The organism is Glaciimonas sp. GG7 (assembly GCF_052976905.1).
Map to the genome: position 1 here is coordinate 1 of NZ_JBRIIQ010000078.1, position 17630 is coordinate 17630.

13 protein-coding genes are annotated in these 17630 nt (G+C 52.7%); 5 read left to right on the top strand and 8 right to left on the bottom strand.

Features of this window, described 5'->3' with window-relative positions; genetic code table 11:
• The 3 genes from ACVBEF_RS15930 to ACVBEF_RS15940 all read left to right on the top strand — a co-directional run.
• The coding region (locus ACVBEF_RS15930; RefSeq protein ID WP_447124912.1) for an AAA family ATPase at positions 1–733 on the top strand (733 nt) is incomplete at its 5' end.
• 643 nt (positions 734–1376) lie between these two features.
• Entirely contained in the window at positions 1377–2411 is a 1035-nt protein-coding gene (locus ACVBEF_RS15935) for a TRAP transporter substrate-binding protein (RefSeq protein WP_447124913.1), read from the top strand.
• Positions 2411–4294 (top strand): TRAP transporter large permease, encoded by a 1884-nt coding sequence (locus tag ACVBEF_RS15940; protein ID WP_447124914.1) that lies wholly within the window; start codon positions 2411–2413, stop codon positions 4292–4294. Before ACVBEF_RS15935 ends, ACVBEF_RS15940 begins: the two co-directional genes overlap by 1 nt.
• Before the next feature lie 61 nt (positions 4295–4355).
• Here ACVBEF_RS15940 and ACVBEF_RS15945 read toward each other — a convergent pair whose 3' ends face one another.
• From ACVBEF_RS15945 to ACVBEF_RS15970, 6 genes are all read right to left on the bottom strand, one after another.
• Positions 4356–5015, bottom strand: a complete 660-nt coding sequence (locus ACVBEF_RS15945; protein WP_447124915.1) for a DUF799 domain-containing protein — start codon at positions 5013–5015, stop codon at positions 4356–4358.
• A gap of 2 nt (positions 5016–5017) precedes the next feature.
• Complete coding sequence (locus ACVBEF_RS15950) at positions 5018–5389, bottom strand: DUF4810 domain-containing protein (protein WP_447124916.1); 372 nt, start codon at positions 5387–5389, stop codon at positions 5018–5020.
• Positions 5390–5402: 13 nt separating this feature from the next.
• Positions 5403–6089, bottom strand: coding sequence for a CsgG/HfaB family protein (locus tag ACVBEF_RS15955; RefSeq protein WP_447124924.1), 687 nt, complete (start codon positions 6087–6089; stop codon positions 5403–5405).
• A 161-nt stretch (positions 6090–6250) separates the two neighbouring features.
• Positions 6251–8584, bottom strand: coding sequence for an EAL domain-containing protein (locus ACVBEF_RS15960; RefSeq protein WP_447124917.1), 2334 nt, complete (start codon positions 8582–8584; stop codon positions 6251–6253).
• Positions 8581–11598: a chemotaxis protein CheB gene (locus ACVBEF_RS15965; protein ID WP_447124918.1), complete on the bottom strand. Its 3018-nt coding sequence runs from the start codon at positions 11596–11598 to the stop codon at positions 8581–8583. The genes ACVBEF_RS15960 and ACVBEF_RS15965 overlap by 4 nt, the downstream gene beginning before the upstream one ends.
• Before the next feature lie 846 nt (positions 11599–12444).
• Entirely contained in the window at positions 12445–12663 is a 219-nt protein-coding gene (locus ACVBEF_RS15970) for a hypothetical protein (RefSeq protein WP_447124919.1), read from the bottom strand.
• A 179-nt stretch (positions 12664–12842) separates the two neighbouring features.
• On the opposite strand from ACVBEF_RS15970, the gene bla reads away from it, so the two are divergent.
• Positions 12843–13733 (top strand): class A beta-lactamase, encoded by an 891-nt coding sequence (gene bla, locus ACVBEF_RS15975; RefSeq protein ID WP_447124920.1) that lies wholly within the window; start codon positions 12843–12845, stop codon positions 13731–13733.
• 123 nt (positions 13734–13856) lie between these two features.
• On the top strand, positions 13857–14798 hold the full coding sequence (locus tag ACVBEF_RS15980) for a 5'-nucleotidase (protein ID WP_447124921.1): 942 nt from the start codon (positions 13857–13859) through the stop codon (positions 14796–14798).
• A gap of 23 nt (positions 14799–14821) precedes the next feature.
• Here the strand turns inward: ACVBEF_RS15980 and ACVBEF_RS15985 are convergent, their stop codons facing one another.
• Together ACVBEF_RS15985 and ACVBEF_RS15990 are read right to left on the bottom strand one after the other, a co-directional pair.
• A complete protein-coding gene (locus tag ACVBEF_RS15985) occupies positions 14822–15913 on the bottom strand; it encodes a sigma-54 interaction domain-containing protein (protein ID WP_447124922.1) in 1092 nt (363 codons plus the stop codon).
• Positions 15914–16232: 319 nt separating this feature from the next.
• Positions 16233–17492 carry a tetratricopeptide repeat protein gene (locus tag ACVBEF_RS15990; RefSeq protein ID WP_447124923.1) on the bottom strand — a complete coding sequence of 420 codons (1260 nt, stop codon included), beginning with the start codon at positions 17490–17492 and terminating at the stop codon, positions 16233–16235.
• Positions 17493–17630: the final 138 nt, after the last annotated feature.

Below are 17630 nucleotides of genomic sequence, written 5' to 3' on the forward strand. Positions count from 1 at the left end.
AGATACTATTTCGCGTCTGGGTGGGGATGAGTTTATTTTAATACTGCCCGACACCTTGATGCAAGGTTGGGGCTTAGCGCACCGGGTCAAACCCGGCTACCGCTGCCTGTTCCACGGCGCACCCGGCACCGGCAAAACCATGACCGCATGCCTGCTCGGCAAACAGCACGATATTCCGGTGTACCGAGTCGACCTCTCACGCATCGCCTCCAAATGGATCGGTGAAACCGAAAAAAACCTCGCCACCCTGTTCGACCGGGCGCAGCAACACAACTGGATTTTGTTCTTTGACGAAGCAGAAGCCTTATTCGGCAAACGCACCGAATCGCACACCGCCAACGACCGCTCAGCAAACCAGCAAATCGCTTACTTGTTGCAGCGCTTAGAAGACTTCCCCGGCATGGTGATCCTGTCCACCAACCAACGCAGCCACATGGACGAAGCGTTCTCCCGACGTTTCCAGTCCACCATTCTGTTCCCGATTCCCGACGTTGCCTCCCGCCTGAAGTTGTGGGAAAAAATATTTCGCACTGAGCATATTGCGCTGGCTGAGAACATCAATTTCGAAGTATTGGCCGAACAATATCCACTCGCTGGCGGTGCCATCATCAACGTCTTGCGCTACGCCTGCCTGCGTGCGGTGGTGCGCAAGCCAGCGGTGATTGAGCTGGCTGACATCATGGGGGGGATTAAACAGGAGTCGCAGAAGGCGGGGCGGTATTTGACGGGGTGATGGGTCTACAAAGACCTATCGGCGTTTTCGACCGGTTTATGGATATTGTTGAAATTACGGAGAACACGGAATGGCTACTCCGGGGCAATATATTGCATTTTTGACAGTCATTTAAAACCGACTAAGTTACCCATTTTTGATTAAATGTTCTGGATTTCGATTAAAAAACATAGCTCAGCATATGTTTTCGATTAAAACGATGCCTCTATAGCAATTATTTTTCGCAATGTAGATTTATTCTCTCGGACCAATTTTGAATCGAGCAAGTTTTAAGGTCAGTGGCCGATAGGCGACAACAGCCATTTATTTTACAAAACAAGCACAGCACAAAATAAACATCAGCCACCCCCAGCGGAAGTTACTTAAATCCACCTTTATAGACGAGAATAGCGTTGCCGAAAGGCTAATCAAGCAGGGTTGATACCCCGCACAACCAGGGCTTACGCAAAGTCGTACCAGCAAGGTAGACTTTTGATGCCAGTACGAACGGTGTAGCAGGGAATTCGAACTGCATGCAGTTCGCCTGCGCAACGGGTTGTTCTTACCAGAACAACTGCGTCCTGCAAGGACGGCGAGGCGGGCGCAACGCCGCTGGGGCGACTTTGCGTAAGTCCTAAAAATAATATTCACAGGAGACAAACAGATGGGTCATATTTCACGCCGCCATTTTCTGAAAACCATTTCAGCCACTTCGGCAGTCGCTGCCAGCGGCCTCGGTTTATACACAAGCCAAGCGCACGCTGCTGCCGCTGAATTTACGCTGAAGTTTGCTAACAATTTGCCGGTTACCCATCCGATGAACGTGCGCGCTAAAGAGATGGCGGCCAGAATTGCGGCCGAATCCAAGGGCCGTATCGATATGCAGTTGTATCCGAACAGCCAGCTTGGTACCGATACCGACATGCTGTCGCAAACCCGGGCCGGGGCGATTGATTACTTTATGTTGTCGCCGTTGATTTTGGGCACGCTGGTGTCGGATGCGCAAATTAGCGGGATCGGTTTTGCTTTCAAGGATTACACCCAGGTCTGGGCGGCGATGGACGGCGATCTTGGCGCACATGTGCGCAAACAAATCGCGGCTAAATCGACCTTGTTTGCGTTCGATAAAATCTGGGATAACGGCTATCGCCAGGTCACCAACAGCACACGTCCGGTCAACAAGCCGGAAGATTTAAAAGGAATGAAGTTGCGCGTCCCGCCTAGTCCGCTGTGGACGTCGATGTTCCGCGCTTTTGATGCCGCGCCTACCAGTATTAGCTTTGCTGAGGTGTATTCGGCGCTGCAAACCAAGATCGTCGAAGGGGAGGAAAATCCGCTGGCGATTATTTCGACGGCCAAGCTCTACGAGGTCCAGAAATACTGTTCGATGACCAATCATATGTGGGACGGATTCTGGTGCATGGGCAACAAAGCTTCGTTTGAAAAATTGCCTAAGGATTTGCAAGAGATCGTTACCCGCAACATCAACGAGGCCGGACTCAAGCAACGCGCTGATACCAAGGCGCTCAACGATTCGTTGATCGATGAGATGAAAGCCAAGGGGATGCAATTCAACAACACCGATAACGAGGCCTTCCGCGCCAAGCTGCGCAGTGCCGGTTTCTATGAGCAATGGCACAAGAAGTTTGGTGAAGAGGCTTGGGCAGTGCTGGAGAAATACACCGGAAAACTGGCCTGATGGATGCTGTAATACGTTCTGCGCCAGCGACCAGCCATTTTCTGGCGCGGTTGCTGGCGACGGTTAACCGCCGCGTGATGCAGGTTGTCGCGGCAGTCGCGGCAACGCTGGTCGTGGTGGAGACACTGGTGCTGCTGATCGGCGTCATCTACCGCTACGCCTTGCACGATCCGCTGATCTGGTCCGATGAGTTGGCCTCGACCCTGTTTATCTGGCTCTCGATGCTGGGTGGGGTACTGGCGCTGGATCGCGGCGAACATATGCGATTAACCGCCATCGTCAACAAGCTCTCCGAAAAATGGCGGATCTGGTTTGAGACGGTGGCCGCCCTGATCGTGTGTATCTTCGTCTTGATGATCATCCATCCCGCCGTGACTCACGCCAGTGAACAGATGGACATCACCACCCCGGCGCTGGAAATTCCTGATGGCTTGCGGGCGGCGGCGTTGCCGGTCGGCGCGATGCTGATGTTGCTGGCAGCGCTGGCACGCATGGCGAGTCACGCCACGTTGAAACAACTAGGGTCAGCGCTCGGTGTGGTGGGCGTGATCGCCCTGGCGCTCTGGCTGGGCAAGCCGCTGTTGCTGGCGATGGGCAATTACAACCTGATTATCTTTTTTGTGGTGCTGATCGGCGCGTGCGTCGCAGGCGGAATTCCGATTGCGTTTGCGTTCGGGACTGCGACGATGGCGTATCTGGCGCTGGCGACGAATGCGCCGATGATGATAGTGGTGAGCCGCATGGATGAAGGGATGTCGAGTCTGATTTTGTTATCGGTGCCCTTGTTTGTGTTGCTGGGCGCACTGCTGGAAATCAGCGGTCTGGCGCGTACCCTGATCGATTTCATGGCCTCGCTGTTGGGCCATGTGCGCGGTGGGCTGCAATACGTGTTGCTGGGCGCGATGTTTTTGGTGTCCGGCATTTCCGGCTCGAAGGCGGCTGACATGGCGGCGATTGCACCGGCGTTATTTCCTGAAATGAAAAAACGCGGTGCCAAGCCAGAAGAGTTGGTGGCGCTGCTGTCGTCTGCCGGTGCAATGACGGAGACAATCCCGCCGAGTCTGGTGCTCATTACGATTGGCGCAGTCTGCGGCGTATCGATCACGGCGTTGTTTATCGGCGGCCTGATGCCTGCGGTGATTGCGACCATCGCCATCGGTATCGTGTGCTGGTTCCGCGCACGACGCGAGCCTATGCCGAAGGTCAAACGCGCCACATTCTCGGTGATCGCTAAAACGCTGATGGTGGCGCTGCCTGCGCTGGCCTTGCCGATTCTGATTCGCGTAGCTGTCATCGAAGGCGTGGCAACCGCCACCGAAGTGGCGACCATCGGGGTGGCCTACACCATCGTTATCGGCTTGGTGATGCATCTGTTTATGCGGCATATCAACTTCAGGCGGATTTATCCGATGCTGGTGGAAGCGGCAACCTTGTCGGGCGCGATCCTGCTGATTATAGGCATGGCAACCTCGATGGCTTGGGCGCTGACGCAATCGGGCTTCTCCGCCAAACTGGTGACATTAATGCAGGGTGTACCCGGCGGCGGCACGGGATTCTTGCTCATTACTGTGGTGATTTTTATCGTGCTCGGTAGCATCCTGGAAGGAATTCCTGCCATCGTTCTGTTTGGCCCGCTGCTGTTTCCGGTAGCGCGCTCACTGGGCATACACGATGTGCACTACGCGATGGTGGTGATTCTGGCGATGGGGATCGGTTTGTTTGCGCCGCCATTCGGGGTCGGATTTTATGCGGCGTGCGCGATTGGGAAGGTTTCGCCGGATAGGGTGTTTAATCGTGTCTGGGGGTATCTGGCGGCGTTGGTGATTGCCTTGCTGGTGGTGGTGGCTGTTCCTTGGGTGTCGATTGGGTTTTTGCCGCGTTGATTAAAAAATGCCGCAGAATCTGCGGCATTTTTGCGTTCAAGCTACTGAATGGTCAATCAAATCAGTCAGTCCCATATTTAGGTGAGTGCGGACCATACAATAAGCCATTTGGTTTGTTCGTCGATAGCAATCGCCCACTGGTAACACCTGCGATCGCAAATCCTTTATCGGTAAGGTTATTGGCAATCTGACTGACAGCCGCTGACACCAACATACCGATTAATCCACCACCGGAATTGCCGCCCTCGTTACTCGAAGCCGAAGCCGAGCCGGTCCACAAGACATCGCCGGTTCTCAAATCGACTAGTTTGGCATTCGCCGTCACCACCACAGCACTACTAATGATGGTGTAGGTTGAACCATACTTACTGACGCTGACATACAAGGCGGCATCGGCACCGAAGATTTTTTGTAGCATGGCCGGTGCAATGGCATGCATATCTCCGGCGGAGTCCATCCCATTTTGTTTCAGTGTCTCGTTGACTAATGCCACCGGCAACACGTAGTAACCGGCCTCGCCCAACGGATACGTCAATTGCGACAACATCCCGTATGTCGCGTTGATGTCGGGGGATTCGTTCAAGGGTGGCAGCACCAAAATTGTCTTGGGCCGGCTTTGCTTGAATGCCGTCATGTCAATTTGCTTGACCGGGGCGACGCATCCGACAGCCATCAAGGCTACAGACAAGCATACAAACACATTTCGGATCTTTTTCAACATAGTCACTTCCCTCCTTTTTTGGCATTTTTCAGGAGAAAATCTATGTAGGGTGCGGATTCCGGGAACAGCGTTTTCTCTGTCTCGAACTCCTGCACCATTTGATCGTCTTTGCCGATCCCGGCGTATAACATGCCGAGATGCGCGTGATATCCGGGCGGGGCCATATTGCCAGTAGAGCGGATTTTCTGTAGCCCTAGTTCGAGTGCGCTAATCTGTTGCTCAGGTCCCTGCTCTCCCTTGAAGTGCTCATAGACCTGAGGTTGGTAGTCCTCCCACTGATAGAGCGGTTTGGGTGCAGTTTGGCAACCGGTCAGAAGAACACAACCCAAGAACGCAAACGGCAGGATCGATGGTGTAAAAAAAATTATCTTCATCTTTGCCGTGCGATTAGTGATTGCTCATTGTCGGTTGCCAGGCACCGGAGTCGATGGCGGAGACAAGTTTATTAACCGCTTCACGCATGGCCAAATCGAGCACTTTGCCGTTTAACGTTGCGTCATAGCTGGCCGTGCCGCCAAAACCGATAATTTCACGGTTAGAGAGATTATATTCACCCGCCCCCTGAGTGGAGAACACCACTTCGGAAGTCTTAATATTGACAATATTCAAGTTCACCTTGGCATAAGCAGTTTGCTGTTTGCCGCGCCCCAAAATGCCAAACAACTGTTGGTCGCCGACTTCTTTTCGGCCGAATTCGGTCACATCGCCGGTCACAATAAAATCTGCTCCTTTGAGTGTTTGCACTTGATTCTTGATTTCTGCTTCGCGCCCGATCTCTTGCAGATTGTCACGGTCAAGAACATTGAAGCGGTTGGTTTGCTGTAGATGCGTAATTAAGATGGTCTTTGCCTGACCACCCAGTCGATCAACGCCATCAGAAAATATGCCGCGCATGTAACTGGAGCGGTTATCAAATTTACCGACCGCAATTTGCGTGCGAACCCCCGCATAAGGCTTACCCGCACTTTGTACCTGTTGGACCGGAAGAGCGTTTGAACTTTCGGTAGCGCATCCGCCCAAAATGGACAGTGATGCAACGAATACAACGGTAAAAACCAAGGGAGTTGTTTTCATGTTTTTCATACATTGATCTCCTGATAAGGAATGGGTAAGTGGATGTGAGAAAAGAGAAGGTTGAGATAGCAAACATAATCGGGGAGGAATCGACCGTCGATTTTATTTCCATATGGAAATTAAGTAAATACAGAATCGATTTACCAGCCCGGAAACGCTTTTCAGGCACTTTGGGAAATATCCCCATTACGCAGAAAATGCCCCTCAAACTCCCGCGCTGCAAACGGCGCTCCCAAATAAACCCCCTGTACTTCATCGCACCCTTTTTCCCTCAAAAACACCAACTGCTCCTCAGACTCCACCCCTTCGGCAATGGTCAGCAGGCCGAGACTTTTGGCGATGCTGATGATGGCTGTGATGATGGCGCGGTTCTCGCTGCTATTGACAATGTCGGAGATGAAAGACTGATCAATCTTCAGTTTGTAGACTTTAAATTTACGCAAGGTGCTCAGCGATGAATAGCCGGTGCCGAAGTCGTCAATCGAGATACGGATGCCGTTTGCGTACAACCGGTTCATCGTGGCGATGACTTTGAGGGGATTGTCCATCGCTACGCTCTCGGTCAGTTCCAGTTCCAGATAGTGGGCTGGTAACTGCGCCTCGTGCAGGATCTGCATCACCAGTTCCGGCAGGCGCGGATCGCGAAACTGCACCGCTGAAAGATTCACCGCCATCGTCGGCGGGTTCAAACCGCTGTCTATCCAGGCTTTACATTGCTGCACGGCGCTGCGCAATACCCATGCGCCGACTTGCAAAATCTGTCCGCTGTCTTCGGCAACGGAAATGAAATCAACCGGCGAAATCAATCCTAATTCCGGATGCTCCCAGCGCAGCAAAGCTTCTATGCCGACCATGCGTCCATCGCTGACCCGGACCTGGGGTTGATAGTGCATCTGGAACTGGTTACGCTCCAGCGCATGGCGCAATCCATTTTCGAGTTGTAAAACGTGGGCGGAAGTGGCCTGCATTTCGGTGGTAAAAAATCGGTAGCCATTACGCCCGGCTTGCTTAGCGCGATACATAGCGACGTCGGCGCATCTGGAGAGCGCTTCAAAATCAACGCCATCGCCGGGATACATGGCAATGCCGATGGAGGGTGTAACAACCAGTTCGTACTGCTCGATCTGATAGGGCTGGCGCGATAACTCCAGTAGTTTTTCGACTACATACTTAGCACCAGCGGCATCGGTGTCGGGCAGTATTAAAATAAACTCATCCCCACCCAGACGCGAAATAGTATCTTGGCTGCGCACCGATTGCGTGAGGCGATTAGCCCATGCAATGAGGAGCTGATCGCCGACCTGATGGCCGAGCGAATCGTTGATGTTTTTGAAGTGGTCGAGATCGAGGAACATCACCGTCAATGCGCTTTGATTCCGTTGCGCAGTCGTCATATCGTGGCGAAAACGGTTCTTTAACAATTCCCGATTCGGCAGTCCTGTCAGAGGGTCAAAGTGCGCCAGCCGGTGTATGTAGGCCTGGGCTTCTTTATGTTCAGTGATGTCACTAAATATTGCAATATAGTTGGACGGCTCACTGTTGCCGTCGAGTACCCGAGTAATGAGCAACCAACCCATGTAGAGATGGCCATCTTTGCGGCGGAATGACATTTCACCCTGCCAATGTCCCTCCACATTAATGGTCGTCCACATGTTGTGATAAAAGTCCGCGCTGTGATGATCCGATTGCAGCATGGTCTGGTTCTGGCCCAGCGTTTCAGCCTCGGCGTAACCACTAATCGTGGTGAAGGCCTGATTAACCATAATAATGGTGCGGTTGGCGTCGGTCACCATGATCGCCTCACCACTTTGCTCAAATACTTTACCGATCAGATAGAGCTTCGCTTGCGCTTGCTTGCGCACGTGTATATCAGTGAGGGTGATACGAATCAGGTACGGCTTTACTGGCGGCAGATTCAACTGGGTAGCGTTTGTTACCGTAGCGGCTGCTTCATCAGATCTATCGGCTCTATCCGCTCCATCCACGCCATTATCTGATGTATTGACGTCTACCCGCAGGCAATCAAGCTGCGCGTCAAACGACGAGCCGTCATTGCGCTCCAGCAGCAGTTCACATTGATGTTGCTGATTGCGGCGTAGCACATTGATGAAATGCCGATGCCAGCGATCCTTATCGTCCGGGGCGATAAAACGCGCGAACCGACGCTGCAACAATTTGCTGCGCTCCACTCCCAAAAGCGCCGCAGCGGTCAGATTGATCTCAACAATGAGGCCCTCAGAGGTGAGGGTCATATAACCTACCGGCGCAAAATCGTAGAGGTCCACGTAGCGGTCACGCGACTCTTCCAGATTGACCTGGGTACGCCGCAATTCTTCATTCTGCATTTCCAGTTCGATCTGGTGCACGCGTAGTTCATGCAGCACTTCGTCGGCCGAGCGCTCCGGCAACGTCGGCAGGCTCGCCAATGGTATGCGGGCGAGCTGGATTTCCGCGTCTGAGCGCAGCTGCTCGGGAGTACTAAGTTTGTTAGTCATGGCCCCGCCGCCAGAGCCAGTAAAATCAAATTGGACTCACCGGTCTTACTTACAATCCGGCGGGCATTGAGCAGCATTTTTCGGCGACCGATGATGGGGAAATCCTGCTCGACAGGATAGTCTTCAAAGGTTTGATTGTGCTGCCGGACACTTTCCAATAATTGGCGCAGGGCGGGAATATCCCATTGCCGATTACCCACTTCATAAATCAAACACCCGACCGTATCTTGCGGCTGGACTTTGAATTCACGATAAAACGAATGGCTGGCAGAGATAATCCTAAAGGAGGTATCGAGCACCAGCAACGGTTCGCGCACGGTATTGATGATGCCTTCGGCTAACTGCTGCGCCTCCTTCGCCTCCATTGCCTTAATGTGTTCGGTAATATCGGTAAAGGTCAGCACAACGCCATCGATCACATTGTCGAGCGTGCGGTAGGGCTGGATGCGCGCCAGATACCAGTCGCCGTTGGTGGTAGAGACTTCGCGCTCGAGCGGAATTAAGGTGTCGAGCACGACCTGTGCTTCGTTTAACAGGTCTTCGCCGCGCAGTTCGGATTTGATGTCACCAAGCGCCCGGCCCATGTCCGAAGGAGCGAGTCGATAAATCCGTATCGCATCGCGCGTAAAGCGGCGCACATGCATGTGCTGATCTAAAAAAATCGTGCCGACATGAATATTTTCGAGCAGATTCTTCATGTCATTTTGCATGTCCGCCAGTTGCTCGATCTTGGCCTCTAACTCGGCGTTGACAGTGACCAGTTCCTCATTGACCGATTGCAACTCTTCTTTGGAAGTCTCCAATTCTTCATTGGTCGATTGCAATTCTTCATTGGTCGATTGCATCTCTTCGTTGACGCACTTGAGTTCTTCGTTGAAATTTTGCTGCTCTTCAATCGTGGTATGAAGGCTTTCTTTGGTGTAAGTCAACTCACGCTGCAACTCTTCAATTTGACGCAGTTCACCCGTAGTGACGAGGGTATCGCCCTCACTAAGCGCGAGAATGGCCATGGGTGCGGCGACATCCTTAAAACTGATGAGCAACAAATCTTGCTTGGTACTCGACTCCGATAACGGTCTGACACTGAGGCTCATCAATTGCGCGCTGTCGTGCATTTTGAGGGTGAGTTCGCAATTGAGCGTTGGCGTTCTAAGATTGGCGGCGGCATAGACGGCCACGCGTAGCTCCGGTTGCAGGCCGTCACGCGCCATCTCGATCACATTGAGCGAGGCCTGACCTGGTGCCGGACGCAGGTATTTCCCGGTATCTCCATGCACATACAGAATGTCTCCCTTGGCATCCGTAATCACGGACGCAGGTGCAAAGGTTTGCAACAAAACCCGTTTGGTGAGTTCGGCAAAGTTGATTTCTTTGGTTTTTTTGATGATTTCCTCCGGGGTTTTTCTACGGATCTCGGCGGTCCATGACAGATCGCGCGCTTGCACCAGACGTGTCGGTGTAGCCGATGGCATTGAGCGAAATAACTTCCACTTCCGGTTGATCGGCACAAACAATTCTGTATGGTTACCAACGCCTTCAGACGGCGAAAGCAGCAAGGTACCGTTTGGTTTGAGCGCGTAGTGGAAGGAAGGAACAAGCCGGTTTTGCAGCTCGGGCTCGAGATAAATCATAACGTTACGACAACTCAACAAATCAAGCTTGGTGAAGGGAGGATCCTTCAAAATGTTGTGCACCGCAAAGACGACCATTTCGCGAATTTCTTTTTTTATCCGGTAACCGGACTCTTCTCTGAGAAAAAACCGTTGCAGCCGCTCCGGCGTGATGTCGTCGGCAATGCTCAGCGGATAGACGCCGGCACGGGCAATGTTGATCGCCTCGCAATCAAGGTCGGTGCTGTAGAGCTGGACTCTGCATTCGCGCCCGCTTTCATTCATCAGCTCACGCAAAATGATGGCGATTGAATAGGCCTCTTCGCCGGTTGCGCAGCCAGCCACCCACACACGCAAAACATAGAAATCCGGCAGATCGGCGAGCAACGGCAACAGGATGTCCTGTTTCAGGATGACAAATGTTTCCGGGTCCCTAAAAAAGCGCGTCACATTAATGAGCAACTCCTTAAACAACACCTGGACTTCTTCCGGGTGTTCGCTGAGATAGCGCGTATATACGGCTATGTCATGAAGATTGTGCATGATCATGCGCCGCTGTATTCGGCGGAAGATCGTGTTGACTTTATAGAGTGAGAAATCGTGACCGGTGCCGTTGAGCAGCAACTGCAAAATCCTGCTGATACTGTTGCGGGTACTCTCAGTCGTCATGGCGTTGTTTGCAATGGTGGTACTGACACTATTTGCTGTATTTACTGTATCGAGTTTTTTCGAAACGGTAGACGGCTTGTCTGTCTTTAGCAAATGTCCTGCCATGTGGTCTGCTGGCAACGTAAAACTGACACAACCGGCATTAATCGCACTCTGTGGCATGCCACCGTACTTTGCCATGGCAGGATCCTGGGCATAAGAAATCCCTCCTACCCCCAGAATCGCGCTCAAACCGATGGTGCCATCGGTGCCAGTGCCCGACAAAACAATACCGATGGCCCTCGCGCCCTGATCCTTAGCGAGCGAACACATAAAGGTATCAATCGCCATGCGCTGCCCACGCGGCACGGTAGGTTCACTTAATTGCAGAACGCCTCGCGCAATCGTTAAGTCACGATTAGGAGGAATGACATAGACACAGTTCGGCATCACCTGCTGCTGATCTTGCGCCTCTGACACCGGCATCATGGTGCTGCGTTGCAAGATTTCAGTGAGCAGACTGGCGTGATCAGGATCAAGATGGGAGACAAGAATAAAAGCCATACCGCAATTGCTGGGGAACGGACGAAAAAACTGTTCGAACGCCTCCAATCCGCCAGCTGAAGCGCCGATACCGATAATCGGAAAGCTTTCGTCGGGTTTAGGTGCGCTTGTAAGTTGGTGTGTGCTCATGGTGCTCACGTTGGCATGGATGCCAGCGGACGCCGTATCAGGGGCGATAATCGTTTTAGCCAAGGTAAATGCCTTCTACCGAGGTACGTCCATCTACAGAAAATTTAACTATCACTATGTACAAGCCGGTAAAGACAAACGTCGATAAAGGAACATTTCAGGGCTTACGCAAAATGATTACCGCAGCACTCTTGCCTGGCTGGTACGGCTTAGAAAGCACAACGCCACACGGGCGATTTTGCGTAAGTCCTACTTATTTTAAGCACCACAGATCGACAATACCGGATGCGTTCGGCTATTTTTCTATCGCTTAGTAAGGCCGCATCATTGAGATGAGGCAACGACGTATAAACGATGAAGCGGTCTTACTTACTATCAAGGATAGCTATCGGGCAATAGTGTGTCCACCTAATTCATTGGATATCACAGTACGTTTTAACCAGTAACAATAAAGTAACAATAAAGTAACAGGAAAGTAACATCAATGCTGCAGAGTACAGACTCCCGAAGTAAAAAAATGTGCAAAAACCATCACAATTCTCTGTCAAATAAATCCGGACAAGCGCCGCCAACAAACAGGAAAGAAGCTACAGTTCATCATCTGCCAAAGTTGTAAAAACATTCAGTTGGACCATTACAAAGGTCGCATCCATGAAAACAGCGCTCGCCATTTTTGCCCTGTGTTTCCAACTAACCGGCTGTATATCGCCAAATAATTTTAGTTGCGATCAACCCGATATCCGGCCTATCTGGTGCAATGGCCGCGCCATTCAAACCGAGGACGCCCACCCCAAATAAAAATAGCTGCATCCTACTGAACAAGGATGCGGCTATTGTCATAAAGTACTTCAGATCGGTGCTTAATTGAGGTACCCACGTCAGGCGTCTACCTCATGCGCCCACACCGCACTAACGAGAGCGTATGGTCACGCCAGTATCGACGATGCCATAGATATCCACCGATGACCCGCTACTGTAGCCACCACCGTAGTAGCCACCACCATAACCGCCGCCGTAGCCGCCGCCGTAATTGGTCACGCCAGTGCTGGCACAACCGACAAGCAGTAAGACTGCGGATAAACCGCCGATAGTTAAGAGAGTCTTCAAAAGAGATTTCATTGTTTTCATTGGAAACTTTTCAGATGTGAGCTACCGCGTTAACTATCAATGGAAGGATTTCGACTCAGTAACTCTCAAACAGTTCGCATCCGACGCAACACTACCCGGATGAACTTTTCCCGCGCAATCCATTCTCAGCCCCGTTCTGGCTAGCCCCTACCTTTCTTTTTACAATACAAACCAACACCATGCCTACATCAAAAACACACTCACCCATTCGCCGCACCTTACTCCTCGCGCTAGCCGCTACGCCCTTGATACAGATTGGTTCAGCCTGGGCCGCTAACGGCAATGCGGCCTCTGCGCAGTTCGCCGCACTAGAAAGCCAATCGGGTGGTCGACTTGGCGTTACGGCAATCAACACGTCCAACGGCGCACAATTGCACCACCGCGGCGATGAACGCTTTCCCCTCTGCAGCACCTTCAAAGTACTCGCAGCGTCCGCCATACTTGCGCGCAGCATGCATGAAGATGCGCTGCTGCAACAGCGCATCATGTACCAACACAGCGACCTGGTGACCTACTCGCCCATTACAGAGAAGCACGTCGCCACCGGCATGACCATCGCCGAACTATGCGCGGCAGGGCTGCAATACAGCGACAACACCGCCGCAAATCTACTAATGAAGATACTCGGCGGTCCGTCTGCTGTGACCGCCTTTGCCCGCAGCATCGGCGACAATGCGTTTCGTATCGACCGCTGGGAGACCGAACTCAACAGCGCCATTCCCGGCGATCCTCGGGACACTTCAACGCCTATGGCGATGGCGCACAGCTTGCAGAAACTCGCACTCGGCGACACCCTTGCCGCACCGCAACGGGAGCAGTTGCAACGCTGGATGCGCGGCAATACCACAGGTGCAGCCAGAATCCGTGCGGGTGTTCCCGCCGATTGGCAAGTCGGCGACAAAACCGGCAGTGGCGACTATGGCACCAGTAACGATGTCGGCGTGCTATGGCCGCCAGCTAAAGCGCCTATCATCCTGGCGCTCTACTTTACGCAGCGTGAAAAAGAGGCAAAGTCACAGAACGAAGTACTGGCGGCAGCGACGCGAATAGTGGTGGGGGCTTTTAGTTAAGTGCTGGAGGGACAGCCTGCCCAACACCAGGATTTAGTGGGGCAGGCATCTTTACACCTGGAAGCGCTCAACTGCCGTTTCCAGGATAATAAGTCCTCACTTTCCCTGCCTCCGCCAACTCCTATGCCCGTCTCTCTCGACAAACTACTCGTCATCGGTATCTCCTCCCGCGCCTTATTTGATCTGGAGGCCGAAGAAGCGATTTTTCGCACGCAAGGATTGGCCGCCTTTCAGCAGCATCAACTGCTCAACGAAAACAACATTCTCAGACCCGGGGCGGCCTTTGCATTGGTACGGGCGTTGCTCAAACTCAACCATCTGACGCCCGGTCAGCGGCTAGTCGAAGTCGTCATTATGTCGCGCAACTCGACTGAAACTTCGATGCGGATTTTTAATACGATCGCGCATTACGGGCTTGATATCACCCGCGCAGTATTGTCGGGCGGCGCATCGCTGGCACCGTATCTGCACGCCTTCAATGTCAGCCTGTTTTTATCCCTGCATGAAGACGACGTGCAAGCAGCGATCAATTCAAATACAGCGGCGGCCTTGCTCTACCAAATGCCCGCCCATCAGCCACAACCACGCGACATCGCCGAGCTCGATCAAATCCGCATCGCCTTTGACGGTGACGCGGTGATTTTTTCGGATGAGTCGGAGAAGATTTTTCAGACCAGCGGGATGGAGGCTTTTGAAGAGCACGAACGTGAAAATGCATTGAAACCCCTGCCGGAAGGGCCATTTGCACGACTGCTCATGGCGCTGTCGTTTATCCAAAGCAATTTCAAAAATCCCGATGGACGCGCCGCGCCGATCAGAACCGCACTGGTCACGGCACGCTCGTCCCCAGCGCACGAACGCGTCATCCGCACCCTGCGTGCCTGGAATGTGACCATCGACGAAACATTCTTTATGGGAGGCGTTGCTAAGTCAGACGTATTGGCGGCATTCAAGCCGCATATGTTTTTTGACGACCACCCGGATCATTGCGACCGTGCGGCCAGCCATGTGCAAACCGGGCGAGTGCCGATTAAATGGCAAGGGGATGACCATACGCAATCTTGATGCCGTCTTAATTGATCAGAACTTCAGGCAATCAACCCAAAACGCTTCAATTGCGTACGCAGCATATTGCGGGTAACGCCCAATACCTTGGCCGTCTGGACCTGATTTTGATGGCAACTCGCGAACGCCGTATCGATCAGGGCTTTCTCCACCATTTCGAACAAATCCTGCGGAGCTTGCTTGATGCAATCGGCAAACAAGGCCGTCAGCCGATGCTGCATCGACGCCATTGCACCGGTCGATTCCACTAACGGCTGCGACACAGGATCGAATCCCGCCCCGGTCTGAGCACCGAAGTTCAGCGACGGCGGAACATTTCCCGTGAGCCTCAAATCATCCTTCACGATCACATTGCTATCGCACACAATCAAGGCATGATGGATCACGTTTTCCAGTTCGCGGATGTTGCCCGGCCAGTGATACGCCTCCAGCAACTGCTGCGCGACCACACTCAAGGTCACGCCTTCGAGCTTCAAACGGGCGCTGTAGCTGGCAATAAAGTGACGCGCCAACGGCAAAATGTCGCCTGCGCGAGCGCGCAATGGCAACGTACTCACCGTGGCCACATTGAGCCGGTAATACAAATCGGAGCGGAACTTGTTGAGTAATATGGCTTGCGGCAAATCAACGTTGGTCGCAGCAATCAAGCGCACATCAAACGGAATCGGACGGCGCGCACCCAAGCGCACAACCTGACGCTCTTGCAGCACGCGTAATAGCTTGACCTGCACTCCCAGCGACAATTCGCCCACTTCATCGAGCAGCAAAGTGCCGCCATTAGCCGCCTCAAACCAACCCGCACGCGCATGGGTTGCGCCCGTAAAGGCCCCCGCTTCATGTCCAAACAATTCAGAGTCAACCAAGGAATCACAGAAAGCACCGCAATTGACCGCAATAAATGGACCGGGCCGACCGCTCTGTTCGTGGATATGCCGGGCAATCAATTCCTTACCGGTGCCGGTGTCGCCTGACACCAACACAGTGGCATCGCTGAGAGCGACGCGTTCGATTTGTTTGAGCAATGCCGCCGAGCGCGGATCATGAAACAGCATCGCTTTGGCACGCGCCGGGGATGCTGCGGGAGCAGTCTCAGGAAAAGTTAAAAGTTTGTTCATCACGCGTCGCCAATACCAAGCAATGGGCCAGATTAACAGCAATATCGCCGTGCAAGATTGATTGATTTCAAAAAATATTTATACGATTTTCAGTACAAATACCATTGAGCAATTAACGTGCCCGTCTTTATCGCTCGACGCTATAGCTAAACACCCCCCGTGCCCGGGCGCACGCCCTTTTTATGGGAAATGCATGCGCCAATTTTGTGCATGCAGATTTCTAAAATGCGGCAACCAGGCTGTTGTTTCGCAACCACGGTTAGTTATAACAGCTATCACTAAAAATGATAGCTGTGAGTATTACCGCATGCGTTTAACTTTACTTTAATGGATGACGAACCTGCATACCCCACAACTGCGCTAAATCAGCAACGCCGTCGGTCCCTGAAACCGTACTGAACGCTTGTATCGCCTGATCTTTCTGGCCTGCCAACTGATAAGCGATGCCCAAATGCAACTTCGCTTCTTCGCTGTTTTTGATGCCGCCTTTTTTAAACCCGTCCTGCATCAACGCCAAGCCCTCGTCAAACTGACCGGCACTCACTAATGCATACCCGAGATTGATCGCGCCGGTCCCCTCTTTCGCCTTCGATGCATCGGCCTTGCTTTGCGTCATCGCTTTCAGATCAGCCGCAGCGGCTTGCGTGGCCTTATCGCGCAACTGCTTTTGTCTGGCAGCATCGACCGGGCTATCCAACAGATGTGCGCGCAAGCCCTGATCCAGCGTTTGTTTCGCCTCCGCCGGAAATCCTGCCAGCAAGGAGAGTTGCGCCATGTCCATGACTTCGGTCGCCGTTTGCAGTTGCACGGTAGCGGCTTTGAGGCGGTACAGATCCAACATCATGTGATCGGTGAATCCGGGTTTGCTTTGTATCCGGTTGAGGATATCGATCCAGTATTCTTTTTTCGGGTAATCGGCGGTGAGTTTTTCGAGCGCGCTGAGATAGGCGGTTTTGTCGTTGGCTTTGAGGGTGCAGTCGACTAGCAATTTGAGATCGGCTTCGGAGGGTATGCGGTTGGCGGCCTTGTCTTCTGCGATGGCGGTTTGCAAGGCGCTGGTGGCTTCGGCGATGTCGTTATTCTTGTACCAGGCTTGGATTAAGGTGCTGCGGATTTGGAGATCGTTGCTGTTGTCTTTGCGGGCGCGCGATAGCCAGATGATGGCTTTGGGGTAGTTTTTGGCTTCGTAGTACAAGTTGCCGGTGGCGGCGATTGTTTTGCTCTGTTCGGGGGCTGGGAGGCGGTTGGTTGCGATGATGGCCTCAAACGTTGCGGCGGCTTGGGCGTTGTCTCCGGCACGCGCTGCTGTGGGGGCGCGCATGCGGGCGATGGTGAATTTTTCCCAGTCGGTTTGATTGGTGATGGTGTCGGTTTGGGCTATTTTTGCGAGGGCTTCGGGGAATTGTTGTTGCTTGAATAGGTCTTGGGCGGCTTGTAGTAACAGGCCTATTTCTTGACGGATTGGTTCGGGTTGGGATTGGGTGTCGGCTGCCTGGGTGCTGGTTGGTTGAAGCGCGGTTGTCAGGCTGATTGCTGCTAGTAGCAGGCACATTGTTGGGAATTTTTTTAATGTTGGCATGGGTGCTCCTTTGATTGGAAACGGGTTATTCGTTTATTGGTAACTGAAACGGTATGTGCTCCGTTGATGCTTGCCGGGGGCGGCCCGGCAGCCGGTTACCTTTTTTTTCTTTTCCTAAAAAAAAAAAAAAAAAAAAAA